Below are 14,700 nucleotides of genomic sequence, written 5' to 3' on the forward strand. Positions count from 1 at the left end.
AAGTTAAGGATTTTAACCATCCTTTTTTGCCATTTTTCTTGTATTTATCAGGAATTTCGTGTCAAAGCTTATTTTCTTTCTATTTATTTATTGTTAAATTCCTGTTATCAAACGTTAAATTTATGTATTTATTTGTATATTTACACATAAAAAAGGAGCAGTTCTTACTGCTCCCGTCGGGGTTTGGCGCCCCCATCTGTCCGTTAATCGAACAGATGGCAGGCTGCGAAGTGTTCTTTTTCGATCTCTTTTAATACCGGCGTCTCTGTTTTGCACCGCTTTGTGGCATATTTGCATCTGCTTGCAAACCGACAGCCCGGACCACAGTTGATCGGGCTCCCCACTTCTCCTTCGAGCGGGAGCACCACTTTGTTTTTCTCCTTCTCCGGATTCGGGATCGGGATGGCGCTTAAGAGTGCCTTTGTATAGGGGTGCTGCGGGTTTGCATAAAGTTCCTTGCTGGATGCAAGCTCCACAATATGTCCCATATACATGACACCGACACGGTCAGAGATATGTTTGACCATGGACAGGTCATGGGCAATGAAGAGATATGTAAGGCCAAGCTCTCTTTGAAGTTTTACGAGAAGATTGACAACCTGTGCCTGAATGGATACGTCAAGAGCGGAAATCGGCTCGTCGCAGACGATAAATTCCGGATCTACCGCAAGTGCTCTTGCGATTCCAATACGTTGTCTCTGCCCACCGGAAAACTCATGCGGAAAACGGGTTGCATGTTCCTTATTCAGTCCGACAAGACGAAGCAGCTCATAGACTCTTTCTTCCCTTTCCTCTTTCTTCGGATAGAGACCGAAATTCTCCATTCCTTCTTTGATGATATCCCCTACCGTCATACGTGGATCCAGAGATGCGTATGGATCCTGAAAAATCATCTGCGCACGCTTCTTAAACCAGTTAAGATCGTTTTTCTTTAGATTTGTCACATTTTTCCCCGCATACTCTACAGTCCCTTCCGTAACCGGGTAAAGTCCGAGAACCGTACGTCCGCAGGTCGTTTTCCCACAGCCGGATTCACCCACAAGTCCTAAGGTCTCCCCTTTATAGATATTAAAGGAGACATCGTCCACAGCCTTGAGGACTCCTTTTTTTCGCACCGGAAAATACTTTTTCATATGATCCACATGGACCAGAACTTCTCTGTTTTCCTTACTCATCCTGGAACACCTCCTTGATTTCCTCTACTCCAAGTACTTTCTTTGCCATCGGATGATGAAGCCAGCATGCGGCCTTATGGCTTTCCGATACCTGGGTAAAGTCTGGAGCTTTCTCCTTACAAATTCCCATACAGTATTTACACCGGCTCGCAAATCCGCAGCCTTTTGGCGGCATCACCAGATCCGGAGGAGTTCCCGGGATAATCTGAAGTTCAGATTTATTTTCATTTTCCATATTCGGAACTGCCTTTAAAAGGGCATGGGTGTAAGGATGACAAGGGCTGGCAAAGATTTCTTCCACCGTGCCCTGTTCCACAATACATCCGGCATACATGACAGTAATATATTCCGCCATTCCTGCCACGACTCCCAGATCGTGTGTGATAAGGACGACAGCCGTATTATTTTTCTGCTGAATTTCTTTCAAAAGCTTCATAATCTGTGCCTGGATCGTCACATCCAGCGCCGTTGTGGGCTCGTCCGCAATCATCAGCTTCGGGTTGCAGGCAAGGGCGATCGCAATCACGACACGCTGTCTCATTCCACCGGAAAATTCATATGGATACTGATTCAGGCGGTCTTCCGGATTCGGAATATTTACCTTTCTAAGCAGCTCGATTGCCTGCTCTCTTGCTTCCGATTTTGAGACCTTGTTGTGGAGGATGATGCTCTCCATGATCTGTTTTCCGACTTTCATCGTTGGGTTTAAGGAAGTCATCGGATCCTGAAAAATCATAGCGGCTTCCTTACCCCGGAACGCTCTCCATTCTTTCTCCGTAAATTTTAAAATATCTTTTCCTTCAAACAGGATCTCGCTCTCCTTTTTAATTTCTCCCGGAGGGGTCGCAATCAGCCCTAGAACAGCCTTGGACGTCACGGTCTTCCCGGAACCAGACTCTCCTACGATCGCCATACACTCTCCCGGATTTACCTTAAAGGAAACTCCTCTGACAGCCTGAACTTCCCCCGCGTATGTGTGAAAGGAGACTTTCAGATTTTTTACTTCTAATAAATGTTCACTCATCTTCCATATCCTCCTCTATTACTGCCGCAGTTTCGGGTCGAACGCGTCACGAAGCCCATCGCCAAGCAGGTTGAACGCCAACATGGTCAGGGAAATCGCTACCGCCGGAAAAATCAACTCGTGAGGATAATATGTCATCTGCTGCTGTCCGAGTGATGCCATTGCTCCCCAGCTCGTCATCGGAGGCTGTACTCCCATTCCGATAAAGCTTAAGAATGCCTCGGAAAAGATAAAACTTGGTACCATAAATGTAGTATTGATAATAATAACACTCATCGTATTTGGAATCAGATGCCTCGTAATGATCTTAAAAGACGGCGTGCCAAGTACTCTGGCCGCCATGACATATTCGCTTTCTTTCAACTCCAGGATCTCTCCCCGTACAAGCCTTGCAAGACCAGTCCAGCTCGTCATACAAAGTGCCAGCATCAGAGAAGTCATTCCTTTTCCAAGGTACAATGATACAACGATAACAACTACCATATACGGAATACCGCAGAGTATTTCCAGAATACGCATCAGGATATCATCTACGATACCTCCGCAAAATCCGCTGATGCCTCCGTAAATCACGCCGACAACAAGGGAGATCAGCGCACCCACGCCGCCGATAGCAAGAGATACACGTCCGCCGACCCAGATTCGTGCGAAGATATCACGTCCGAGATCATCCAGGCCGAAAATATGCTCTTTTGTCGGTCCCTGATTTACCAGCTCAATATTCTGCTCATTATATGCGTGCGGATAAATATACGGTGCAAAAATACACATGAAAATCATAAAAATCAGGAAAAACAGGCTGATCATCGCCACCTTGTTTTTCTTCAGTCTCCGGACGGCGTCCTGCCAGTAAGAAATACTCGGTCTGACAAGTGTCTCGGAGGATTGTTCATCAATGCCTACGCACTGAAACATTTCATCTGTCATAAGGTTCTTTTCTTCTGTCACTTGTGTGCTCCCTCCTCTACTTGCCTTCTATGATGCTCTTACGGACACGCGGATCCACAATCGCATAGAGAATATCCATACCTACCATGCAGACGATAAAAATCATGGAGAAAAATAATGTCGTCGCAAGAATCATTGGATAATCCCGTCCGTTGACGCTGTCTACATAGTACCGTCCAAGTCCCGGTACCGAGAAAATTCGCTCGATAACAAAAGAACCTGTCACAATACCAGCTACCTGAGGAGCCACAATAGAAATAATCGGTGTGATAGCATTTCTCATAATATGCCGCCGGATAATCTGAAATCTGGAAAGCCCTTTGGACTTCGCCAAAAGGATATAGTCTGAACCGAGCACGTCCAGTACCGAAGATCTCATATATCGAGAATATGTCGCAATACCGCTGATCGCCGCGGATAGTGTAGGAAGCGCTGTATACTGGAAGATACCTGCAATTCCCATTCCTGAAGTCGACCACCCGACAATCGGAAAATATCCTCCAGCCACGTACTTTTGCAGCAGCGCCGCAAATACGAAGCTTGGAATGGAGACTCCCAGAATGGCAATAAATATGGTAACAAAGTCGATCCATTTTCCACGGTTAAAGGCTGCCAGAACTCCCAGAATAATACCAAGAACCAGACCCACGACGACTGCCTGGATTCCCAGTCTTAAAGACGCCGGAAACCTCTCACCGATTACTGTATTTGCTGTAAGTCCAGGGGTTGTATAAGATTCTCCCATGTTTCCCTGGAACAGATTCTTCAGATAGATGACATACTGTTCTGTGACCGGCTTATCCAGCCCCCATTTTGCTTTCAGGTTTTCCTGCACCGCTTCCGGGAGCACTTTTGAAGACGCCTGCGTCGGGTCACCCGGCATGGTATACATCAAAAAGAACGTGGCTGTCAGAATAATCCAGAGTGTCACAATCATGTACACGATTTTCTTCAGAATGTACTTTACCATTTTCTTTCTCCTCTCTCTTTTTTAGAACAGCGGGAAGCATTTCTTACTTCCCGCTGTCAGAGTTTTCTTCATCTCAGTCTATTCTTCTACATATGCGTCACGGAATTCGATAGATGGTCCACCCGCGCCGTTGATATAGACATTTTTCAGAGTCTTACTTACCAGCGTATTGCTGTATGTGTAAGTTACCGGAGAAATACCGCATTTATCAACGGTCAGAATTTTCTCTGCTTTTGCAAAGTTTTCACCGCGCACGGTCATATCCTGTTCTGTCTTACATGCATTGACAAGCTCATCATACTCGGCATCTGAGAAGAAGGCCGGGTTATTTCCATCGCCTGTTGTGTAGCACTGCATAAATGTCATCGGGTCATTATAGTCAGCTCCCCAACCAGTCTCACATACCTGGTACAGTCCCTTGGATACCTGGTTGTTGAAAGAAGAGTTGTCAGATGCCGTCTCGATGTTGACCTTTACGCCAAGGTTCTTTTCCCACTGATTCTGATAGAATTCAGCTACTACCTTTGTCTCATTGTCCGCATTTCTCTGCAGGAACGTTACTTCCAGTGTCTCTCCTTCTTTACCAATCTCTTTCAGTCCTTCTTCCAGAAGCTGTTTTGCGTCCTGTTCAAGAAGTTCTTTCATCGGTTCCGGGTACAGATCACGGAATTCATCCGTTCCGATTGCCGTTCCTGGCGGAATCTCACCGTATGCCGCTTTGTTGCTGTCAAGTACCTGTGTCGCGTATGCTTCACGGTCAAATGCGATAGCAAATGCTTTTCTGATCTTTTCATTTGTAAATACGCCGTTCGGGTCTTCGTTGTTGAAACAGATGTAAGAGTTTCTCGGCTGCGGTCCGGAGATAAGCTGAACCTTACCAGCATCAACCTCTTTTTGTTTCTGATCCAGGTATTCGGAATCAATGTTTCTGAGTACATCGATCTGACCCTGATCGAAGAGCTGCTGTCTTGTGTTTTCATCCTGAGCAAGTGTCATTTCAATCTCATCAATTTTGACGTTCTTCGCATCCCAGTAATTCTCATTTTTCTTTAGAACAACTTTGGAACCTCTTGTCCATTCGCTTACATAGAACGGACCACTCTGAGCAAGTTCTTCTGCCGTCGCTCCGTAAGAGGAGTTCTTCTCGCCCTCCGTCTTGGATTCCGGTACCGGTGTTACGTTGGAGAATGTCATAAGCTGTGCAAAATACGGAATCGGCTCAACCAATGTGATTTCCAGTGTCTTGTCGTCCACCGCGACTGCTCCTACGTCTTCTTTTGAACCAGCACCGGTGTTGAATGCCTCACCACCTGCGATGCAGTAGAAAATACCGGCGTTATGGCAGTTTACTTCCGGGTCAAAGATACGACGGATAGAGTTTACATAATCCTGTGCCTTTACTTCTTCACCATCAGAATACTTATTGTCTCTTAAGTGAAACGTCCATGTAAGCCCATCTTCGGATGTTTCATAGCTTTCGCATCCTGCCTCTGTCAGTTCTCCGTCAATATAGCGGAATAATGTCTCCTGTGCTTCCAGCACGATGGAGTTCTTTTGATCGTCGTCTGCACGCCCCGGATCCAGTGTGTCAGGATCGGACAGCATTACAGTCGCAACCTTCATTACATCGTCTGAGCCTCCTGCTGACGAGTTTCCTGAGGAGTTTTTACCCCCCCCCCACATGCTGCCAGGGAGAAGGTCATAACCGCTGTTAAAAGCGCTGCTAAAATCTTCTTTTTCATAATAGCCTTCCTTTCTGATTCGTTTTTCTTTGGTTTTAAAGCGTCCTTTGGAAGATCATTTTCACATATGGACGCATATCACAAATGAGCCGGACCGGCCATCTGTCCCCTTCCTTTTTCGATCGTTCCGCCTTATTTTATCCGAACACCTTTGCCCGCACTCCAAGGCTTTATACACTTTTTTTCTCTCCTTTCTGGATCGTATTCTATCAAGTCCACGGACCGGATGCCCTTTTCCGGCTTGCTACATTTTCGTTTCCCGAAAATCCTGATCATGCCGGCGCCCTTCTCTTTGTTTTCTATAGATGTTCTATCTGAATACCTTTTGGAATGCCTGTTCCAAATCATCCATTAAAGCCTTTGTCCCCTCCAGTCCACAATGGATTCGGATCACATTTTGTCCGGCTCCCATCTTCCGGGCGTTTTCTTCTGTCTCCCGTGCATAAGGCATTGTCACCAGGCTTTCGTATCCGCCCCATGATACGCCGATCTTGAATATTTTCAACGCCTGACAAAATGTTTTGGCTTGTTCCGTCGTACTTTCCAGTTCAAAGCTTAACAATCCGGTGTGCCCTGACTGCTGTTTGATGATCAGTTCACGTTGTGGATGAGAGGCAAGTCCGGTGTAGTATACCTTTCTTACTTTCGTATGTCCTTCTAGGTACTGTGCTATTGCCAACGCCGTTTTTGCATGTTCCTTCACCCGGACTTCCAGTGTCCGGAGCCCCCGCATCATCAGCCACCCTTCCATCGGTCCGATAATACTGCCAAGCTGTTCCCGCATGATTCGTACTTTCTTCCCAAGTGCCGGATCTTTCACCGTCAGGGAACCGCCAATGAGATCGCTGTGTCCCCCCAGATACTTAGAAGCTGTATGCATCACAAAATCTGCTCCCATCTCAATTGGATTCTGGTAAATCGGCGTACAGAATGTATTATCAATATAGACAAGAGCTCCTTTTTTATGAGCCGCCTCGGCTGCCCGCTCAATGTCCTGCACATGGAAAACCACAGATGATGGACTTTCCAGCACCAGAAGCTGGGTTTCCTCTGTGAGCGCCTCTTCCATTTCCATCGGATCATCCCCATCAATCAAGGTCGTCCGGATATTCATATGCTCTCTGCAATAATTCTGCAAAAAATCTTTCAACGGCCCGTAAGCCGTCCGGACGCAGACTACATGTCCGCCGCTTTTACAGGCAGAAAGGACTGCTGCGGTAGCTGCCGCCATCCCGGATGAGAACACATATGTCTCTGCTCCCTTTTCTAATTCATTGATCTTCTCCTCGAGAATCCGTACGGTTGGATTCTGAACCCTGCCATAACAGTACGTGTGCCGGTCCCGTTTGTCAGAATCATAATAAGCGTCTACCGTCGGAAAAATATTCAGGGAATTCATAAAAATCGGCGGTACAATAGCATTGTAGTATTGATCGTACTCTTCCCCGGCATGTGCCAGAATCATTCCTGTGCTTTTTTCCATCTCGTCTCTCCTTGTTTTTTTCAATCACCAATCAGGTATCATCTATATGCTATAATATAGTTATTTCTTTTATAAAATTGCACATCAGTCTGATCTGCTCTTCCTACCGATGTGCAATGGCGATATCCTCGTATACACAATCCAGAAGCTTATGATTGATCTTCTGTGCTTTCTTAATATCCCGCTCTTTCAACGCCTCATAGAGCGTCTCATGGTACGGCATGCTTGCCTTGAACGGATCTTCGATATCAAGTGGAAACTGCCAGAGTTTATCCGTGTACTCATCCAGCACTTTCAATACCGCATAATAAACGCTGTTGTGACACATCTGGTAAATTTTCTCGTGGAACTGCTTGTCCTCCTCGGTATCCGGCTCTCCCACCCGTACTTTCTTCATCAGGACTTCTGTGATCTCTCCGAGCTCTGCCATTTCCTGGTCGGTGGCATTCCTTACTACCATAGCTATCAACTCTGTCTCCATCGCCCTTCTGGCCTCGAGCGCCTCGATCAGCGCCTCCCGCTCCCTCGTAAATCCGATGAGCGACTCGATTGCATTGGATCCCCGGCTCCGATTTCCGACATAGATGCCTTTGCCGTTTAATACTTCCACGATACCCTCCGCCTCCAGTGTCTTAACTGCCTCGCGAAGAGCCGTCCTGCTTACCTGCATCATTTCTATAAACTGACCCTGGGAAGGGAGTCTGTCTCCCTCCTTCAGGTCATGTTCTTCAATATAACTCTGTATATATCTGATAATTTCTGATTGCAAAGAAACTCTTTTAATTGGTTTTGCCATTATCTTTCCACCTACTCTGTTCCTTTCAATCATTATATACTTGTTCCATTTTCCAGTCAACTGCTTTCTTTTCATTATACATATTGCACAATTATTTTTTAGCAAGTTCCGCCATCGCAGCCGCTGTCAACTCAATACATTTCATCAGCTTTTCTATGGACATCTGCTCATCCGGCTGGTGTGCCACGTCCTTATCTCCCGGAAACATCGGTCCGAAAGCAACCATATTTTGGAACATCTTAGCGTAAGTGCCGCCTCCGATTGCTTTAGGTTCTGTATCTTCCCCGGTTCCCTCCCGGTACACTTCCATCAGCTTTTGTACCAGCTCGGAATCTTTCGGCACATACAGCATCTCTGTGGTCCGATGCTCCAAAATGTCCATATCATAAGCTGTAAGCGCGGACTTCATCTGCCGGTATACGAGATCCGCATCCCCGTTTTTCGGATAACGAATATCCAGATTCAGTTTCATCTCCTCCTCCGTATAGTCGATGACACCCAAATTGACTGTAGTCTCCCCAGTCTCTTCATCACGAAAACAGATCCCTAGCGTCTCCCCGTTTGTCTCAGTGCCGATCTTCTGAGTGACAAAATCAGCAAGCTTCTGGAAATCTCCTCCGATTTCCATGCCACGGACAGCTAAAAGGAGTTTCACAATCGCATTTTCTCCCAGTTCCGGACGGCTTCCGTGGGCGCTGACCCCCTCTGCCTCCAGAACCGTCGTTCCATCACAGACCGTTACCTGAATTCCTTGGGTATCCGGTATCTCGTGTTCTCCTTCCAATACCAACTGACAATGCAATGGTACGATATTTCCTGCTGTCCCTCCGTGAAACGAACGGACACGGATTTTTCCTTGTTTCGGATGCTTCTTTCCTCCAATCACTGTAGTCATCCCTTTCTCAAAAAAGATGAGCGGATACTCCGCGTCCGGGGTGATACCAAGTACCGGGTGTTCCTCTCCTGCTTCCACATAGTGCTTGATACAGTCACATCCACGCTCCTCGTTTGTTCCAAAGATCACACGGATCCTGCGGTCTGTAGGAAGTCCCAGATCCCGGATCGCTTTCATAGCATAGATGGCTCCGATCGTTGGTCCCTTATCATCCGCCACTCCTCTGCCATAGAGAATTCCATCATGGATCTCCGCTCCAAACGGCGGATAAGTCCAGTCGTCCCCCACCGGTACTACATCCAAATGTCCAAGGACGGCGATCATCTCGTCTCCCTCTCCCATCTCTATATAGCCCGCTTTATTATCCACATTTGCCGTGCGAAATCCAAGAGTTTTCCCCAGATGCAACGCATACTCCAGTGCCTTTTTCGGACCTGGTCCGTACGGGGCTCCCTCCTCCGGCTCTCCTCCTACGCTGTCGATACGGATACAGTCCTGAATCCCACCGATGATCTCATCCTGCATCCCACGGATTGTATTTCTCAAATTTGTATAATCCACTGCTTTATTACCTCCTTTTTCCTGAAATCTACTTTTTTGCCTTTGGATATTCATTACAAAGCAACCGGTATGGTGCTTCGTCCTCCTCGATCTCCGGAAATCTTCCTACTTTTTCATAGAAACGATTGTCCACATTGTCGTCATTACACATGGAGACTTCCCCGATCAGCACGTCACCGGTCCCAGGTTCCACATCAAAATCATGGTACTGGTGCGGCCACAGCGTAATGCTCTCACCCGGGTGCAGCCGTACTCCGGTTCCGGCCGGGGCCTGGTAAGAACGCCCGTCCGAATTGACTGTCACATCCGTGTCCGCAAGTCCGCCCTTTCCGTCGTCGTTATACAGATGGATAATCAGCGTCCCGCCTCCACGGTTGATGATATCCTCTGATTTCTTCCAATGAAAATGCATTGGAGAATGTTGTCCTTCCTTGAGCATTAAAAGCTTTTCCGCATAGACCTTTTTATATTTCGGGTCATTCTGATTGCCGTTACGGATTGTAATCAGAGAAAATCCACATTTATCGAAATCACCCTGTCCATAATCTGTGATATCCCACCCCAACATGTTATCACGAATTTCGTCGTATTCCTCTCCTTTTTCTTTCCATTCTTCCGGCGTCCAGTGACAAAACGGCGGAAGTGCAAATCCATGCTCCCGGATCAGTGCCTCCATCTCCCGGATACATTGATTGATTTTTGATCGCTTCATCTGTCCCATCTCCTTATTTGATTTTTTCTTGTGTCACAATCGGGATTTCCCCGGTCAGATAACATTCCAGCAGACGAATACATGCCTCCACATCTTCTAAATTCACGATGCTGTTCGGCGTGTGGCCGTATCGGGTCGGAATGGAAATACCAAGCACTTTTACTCCTTCTCCGGATTTATTAATAGCTCCGGCGTCCGTACCGCCTGCGGCCAGTGCGTCCCTCTGATACGGGATCTCATACTTCTTTGCACAGGCAATCAAATCTTCCGTCAGCTCATGGTCACAGATCACACTGCTGTCATTGATTTTGATGGCGGCTCCTTTTCCAAGAACCGGATTACCATGTTCGTCCCCCGGCACATCAAAGGATCCGGTAATATCAACGGCAATACCAAGATCCGGCTTCACCGTTTCGGCCGATGTGGTAGATCCGAAAAGCCCGACCTCCTCCTGCACCGTGTACACAAAGTAAAGATCATGGTAACTGCTCTGGATTCGTTTGAGAGCCTCGGTCTGAATGTAGCACGCAATCCGGTCGTCGAACGCCTTGGACATCACATTACGTCCTGCCAGTTCCACATAGTCTCCGCAGAAGACCGCACAGTCCCCTGGCTGAACATACTGCTCGGCTTCCTCTTTAGACATTGCCCCAATGTCGATATAAAGCTTGTTCATATCTTTGGTCTTTACGTTCTCCACCGGTTCTGTCACTCCCACAGTCCCTATGGTTCCATTCTCAAACCGCACCCGGTTCATAAAAGAGCACAGTGCGGATACACCACCTACCTGCTTGACCTTTAAAAGTCCGTTGTCCAAAATCCTGACTACGCAAAGTCCGATCTCGTCCATGTGGGCCGCACACATCACTCGCTTTTTCCCGGATCCGTTTCCACGTTTCAAAACAATCAGATTTCCCATGGCGTCTCTTGTAACTTCATCCGCATAGTCCATCACTTCTTTGATAATCAAGTCAGATACTTTCTTCTCCAGTCCACTGACTCCCCATGTCTGTGTATATTCTTTTATCATCGTTTCCCCTTTCCCCGGTCCTGTTCTACGCAAATATCAGCCGGAATGTTTTGATCTCATATGGTTTGAATACAGTTTCAAAGGTCGTTCCACAAACGGTAAGTTCTGCTTCCTTCTCCTCCAGAAGGTTACATTCATACACATGAACAAGGGCGCGACCGCTCGTAATATGTGCCCGGACACGGTTATTCTTATTCTCGTACATCCGCACAATGACGCCGTCTCCGTCCTCGGCCTTTTTGATGACCTCGATAAAGCAGCTCTCCTTGTCGCAGTGAAGGAAACTGTCATACTCTTCACCGCATCCTTTCTGTTTTCCGATACGTTTCACCGGCATCGGTACATTCAGATTGTAGGCCATCTCCACCGTCTTTGCCTCCTGCCAGCGTCCGGCATGTGGGTAGATAGAGTAAGTAAACCTGTGTTCCCCAATATCCGCGTCCTCATTTGGATAAGTACCGGATTTAATCAACGTCAGGCTCATATCTCCCTTCTTAATACTGTAGCCGTACTTGCAGTCGTTTAACAGACTGACACCGGAACTGTTCTCTGAAAGATCCGCCCATTTATGGCCGCAAGCCTCGAATTTGGCCGTATCCCAGCTATAGTTGTTCGTCGTCTCCCGCTCCACATTGCCAAACTGAATTTCATATGTTGCCCTTGTGGCGTTCACATCCACAGGAAAATGCGCTTTCAGAAGGACGTGGTGCGTCTTCCAGTCCGCCTTTGTCCGGAAATCAATCCGTGGAAGGTGGTGATAAAGGCAAACTCTCTGTGTGACAACGGAATCTACAAATCCGCAGGAAAACTCCAGCACAATACAGACGTCCCCACTTTCCACAATACGGACAGGTGAATACCAATCTGCTTCATATGGTTTCCTCTGATAGAAAACGTCAATGTCCCAGTTGTCCCACTGCATCGGACGATCCTCGTAAGTCCGCAGTACATTTCCACACTTGCCGTCCTGGATCAGCTCTTTGTCTGCCTCCTTTTCATAGAGAGATGTGATTTCCATCCGATCATTAAAACGGACACGGAAAAAAGGATTCTCAAAGGTGCCGTCCCAGGTTTTTTCTCTTTTTTCCGATTTCTGTTGTCCGGCGGCATAGAGTTTCCGATATCCAAGCGGCGGAACATGTTCTGCATAGAGAAGATACGATCCGTCTGCCATCCGCTGCAGCGGCACGTTTCGCCCCTGCTCATCTTCCAATGCCGGAAGCGCCTCTTCGCCATAGACCGTCACCACGTCATCTCTTTCATATCCTTGCGTATTCATCACCACGATGCCGTCCCGATCCATCGAAAGTTTCCCGACAGCCGCAGAAACGATCCGGTCCAGTTCTTTTTTCCCTGTCTCTTCAATCTCCCGGTACTCCCGGTCAGTCTGCTCGTACACCGGTTTGATACAGGAGCCTGGTACAATATCATGGAACTGATTCAGCAGGAGAATGTCCCATCCCCGCTTTAGTACCTCCAAAAGGTGCTTATCCTGTTCCATGCCTGCCATGCAGGAGGCCGTCTCAAGCTGTGTATAAAGGATCTCATTTTTTCGGTTATTTCTTTTATTTTTTGCCATGGACGTCAGTGTCCCACGGTGATATTCAAAGTACAGTTCTCCATCCCAGGTAGGCATCTCCGGAAGATCATGGATTTTCTCGTACGTCCGGTCAAAATAATCCTGCTCAAATTCCTGGCGGATCTTCGGGATACCCGGAATACCATACTTCAAACGCTCGGCACTCTCCAGCATCTCTTTTGTCGGACCGCCGCCGCCATCTCCAAATCCAAAGAGCATCAGCGTGTCTTCCGTCAGATCCCGGTTCTGGAACCTCTTGAACGTTCCCAAGGTCATATTCGGATTGACAATACCAGTGTATGTGGTCGTATTCCTCGTGTCCGAGAAAGAAATATTCAGTCCCTGATCCTTATCGTAATCCGTTGTTGTAGGCATGAAAGCAAAGACCTCGGAGCCGTCAATTCCCTTCCAGAGAAACGTGTCATTTGGAAGCTGATTGTACTGATTCCAGGCAATCTTCGTCGTCATAAAGTACGGAATCCTGGATTTCTTCAAAATCTGCGGAAGCGCCGCCGAATATCCGAAGACGTCCGGAAGCCATAAAGATTTGCTTTCTTTTCCAAATTCCTCCAGAAAGAAGCGATGCCCTTTTAAGATCTGACGGATAAGAGACTCTCCTCCAGTCAGGTTGCAGTCCGACTCCAGCCACATTGCTCCGTCCACTTCCCATCTGCCTTCCCGGATCCGCTCCCTGATCTTTTCGTACATCTGTGGATCCTGCTCTTTTACAAACTGATATAGAATCGGCTGACTGGACATGAATTTATAATCCGGATACTGCTCCATCAACCGCAGCACGGTAGAAAAACTGCGAAGCACTTTTTCTCTCGTCTGCTCCACCGTCCAGAGCCACGCAATATCGATATGTGTATGACCGATAGCGCTGACCACCGGACATTCCTTTTCCTCACTGTAAAACGCCTTTTTCAGTATCTCCTCCGCTTTCTCAACGGACTGATAAAACCGCTCCGAGTATGCCTCCCGCAAATCCAAGGCATCCAATGCCGGAGCCATCATCTGAAGAACTCTTCTGTAATTCTCTTCATCTGCCTTTTTCAGTACATAGGCGCTCTGCAATGGGATCAACAGATCATAATATAGATGCCGGACCCGATCGTCCACGACCTGTAAATAGGTATGAATGACCAGATCACCCTTTACCATCCCACTGTATGCAAGTACCGCGATCTCGTGACATTCCCCTGCTCTGGCATTTTTTGTAATCGTCACCTCCCGGTGATTCACATCCACTCCTTGCATGAGCTCTCCGTCCAGATAAAACAGCATCTGCGGATTCGTCGCGTCCCACTCTCCCTCTCTTCCGGTCGTAATCAAAAACTCCACATGATGTCCGCCCATGGATTCCGGAATCGTGACTGTCGTCCGGAACCATCTGTGTGCGTCCACCTGGCTCCATGCCGTCCCCATCCTATAGTCTTCCCATGTCTCATCCATCAAACAGAATTGTCCGTCCTGCTGCTTCCCTTCCTTGCTTTTATAAGACGAAATCTCCTTCTTATGTACCACAATCAGTCGTTCCAAATCTTCCAGGACCCTCTGTGCCCTTCCCAGTTCAAAAATCAGATTCATGCTTCCTCCCAATGCTATAAGCTATATTATAGGTTACTTATAGCGTATCACTTTTTGTGCAACCTGTCAATTTTTTTCAGAACATTTGTTACAGTTCAGCCATGTACAAAGTCACAAAAATCTGAGTTCAAACTTGTTTGAAAACGAAGATTATTTGTGTACTTTGTATATGGCATTCTGCCATCAGCGAGGATT

At 47.3% G+C, this 14,700-nt stretch carries 11 protein-coding genes; all 11 read right to left on the reverse strand.

Annotation, left to right across the window (positions count from 1 at the left end; all coding sequences use genetic code 11):
• Positions 1-203: 203 nt before the first annotated feature.
• The gene (locus tag AOA56_RS00525; RefSeq protein ID WP_024731638.1) at positions 204-1,175 is read right to left on the reverse strand and encodes an ABC transporter ATP-binding protein; all 972 of its coding nucleotides are present in this window, start codon (positions 1,173-1,175) and stop codon (positions 204-206) included.
• Entirely contained in the window at positions 1,168-2,199 is a 1,032-nt protein-coding gene (locus tag AOA56_RS00530) for an ABC transporter ATP-binding protein (protein ID WP_048620593.1), read from the reverse strand. The genes AOA56_RS00525 and AOA56_RS00530 overlap by 8 nt, the downstream gene beginning before the upstream one ends.
• 18 nt (positions 2,200-2,217) lie before the next feature.
• The gene (locus AOA56_RS00535; protein WP_024731637.1) at positions 2,218-3,147 is read right to left on the reverse strand and encodes an ABC transporter permease; all 930 of its coding nucleotides are present in this window, start codon (positions 3,145-3,147) and stop codon (positions 2,218-2,220) included.
• A gap of 16 nt (positions 3,148-3,163) precedes the next feature.
• Entirely contained in the window at positions 3,164-4,117 is a 954-nt protein-coding gene (locus tag AOA56_RS00540) for an ABC transporter permease (RefSeq protein ID WP_048620592.1), read from the reverse strand.
• 78 nt (positions 4,118-4,195) lie between these two features.
• On the reverse strand, positions 4,196-5,740 hold the full coding sequence (locus tag AOA56_RS00545; RefSeq protein ID WP_155200440.1) for a peptide ABC transporter substrate-binding protein: 1,545 nt from the start codon (positions 5,738-5,740) through the stop codon (positions 4,196-4,198).
• Between the two features lie 429 nt (positions 5,741-6,169).
• Positions 6,170-7,342, reverse strand: coding sequence for a trans-sulfuration enzyme family protein (locus AOA56_RS00550; protein ID WP_048620591.1), 1,173 nt, complete (start codon positions 7,340-7,342; stop codon positions 6,170-6,172).
• Positions 7,343-7,445: 103 nt separating this feature from the next.
• Positions 7,446-8,138 carry a FadR/GntR family transcriptional regulator gene (locus AOA56_RS00555; RefSeq protein ID WP_024731634.1) on the reverse strand — a complete coding sequence of 231 codons (693 nt, stop codon included), beginning with the start codon at positions 8,136-8,138 and terminating at the stop codon, positions 7,446-7,448.
• Between the two features lie 91 nt (positions 8,139-8,229).
• Positions 8,230-9,594 carry a dipeptidase PepV gene (pepV, locus tag AOA56_RS00560; RefSeq protein ID WP_053768767.1) on the reverse strand — a complete coding sequence of 455 codons (1,365 nt, stop codon included), beginning with the start codon at positions 9,592-9,594 and terminating at the stop codon, positions 8,230-8,232.
• A 28-nt stretch (positions 9,595-9,622) separates the two neighbouring features.
• On the reverse strand, positions 9,623-10,306 hold the full coding sequence (locus AOA56_RS00565) for a D-lyxose/D-mannose family sugar isomerase (protein ID WP_053768752.1): 684 nt from the start codon (positions 10,304-10,306) through the stop codon (positions 9,623-9,625).
• A 13-nt stretch (positions 10,307-10,319) separates the two neighbouring features.
• Positions 10,320-11,336, reverse strand: a complete 1,017-nt coding sequence (locus AOA56_RS00570) for a M42 family metallopeptidase (RefSeq protein ID WP_024731631.1) — start codon at positions 11,334-11,336, stop codon at positions 10,320-10,322.
• 25 nt (positions 11,337-11,361) lie between these two features.
• Positions 11,362-14,505, reverse strand: coding sequence for an alpha-mannosidase (locus tag AOA56_RS00575; RefSeq protein WP_053768753.1), 3,144 nt, complete (start codon positions 14,503-14,505; stop codon positions 11,362-11,364).
• Positions 14,506-14,700: the final 195 nt, after the last annotated feature.

The sequence above is a fragment of the Sellimonas intestinalis genome (genome assembly GCF_001280875.1).
GTDB classification, from domain to species: Bacteria; Bacillota; Clostridia; order Lachnospirales; family Lachnospiraceae; genus Sellimonas; species Sellimonas intestinalis.

Bases quoted from the DNA above. Each gene is read 5' to 3' on its own strand.
- AOA56_RS00525 (WP_024731638.1), bottom strand. From the start codon at position 1,175: ATGAGTAAGGAAAACAGAGAAGTTCTGGTCCATGTGGATCATATGAAA.
- AOA56_RS00530 (WP_048620593.1), bottom strand. From the start codon at position 2,199: ATGAGTGAACATTTATTAGAAGTAAAAAATCTGAAAGTCTCCTTTCAC.
- AOA56_RS00540 (WP_048620592.1), bottom strand. From the start codon at position 4,117: ATGGTAAAGTACATTCTGAAGAAAATCGTGTACATGATTGTGACACTC.
- AOA56_RS00545 (WP_155200440.1), bottom strand. From the start codon at position 5,740: ATGAAGGTTGCGACTGTAATGCTGTCCGATCCTGACACACTGGATCCG.
- AOA56_RS00550 (WP_048620591.1), bottom strand. From the start codon at position 7,342: ATGGAAAAAAGCACAGGAATGATTCTGGCACATGCCGGGGAAGAGTAC.
- AOA56_RS00555 (WP_024731634.1), bottom strand. From the start codon at position 8,138: ATGGCAAAACCAATTAAAAGAGTTTCTTTGCAATCAGAAATTATCAGA.
- AOA56_RS00565 (WP_053768752.1), bottom strand. From the start codon at position 10,306: ATGAAGCGATCAAAAATCAATCAATGTATCCGGGAGATGGAGGCACTG.
- AOA56_RS00570 (WP_024731631.1), bottom strand. From the start codon at position 11,336: ATGATAAAAGAATATACACAGACATGGGGAGTCAGTGGACTGGAGAAG.
- AOA56_RS00575 (WP_053768753.1), bottom strand. From the start codon at position 14,505: ATGAATCTGATTTTTGAACTGGGAAGGGCACAGAGGGTCCTGGAAGAT.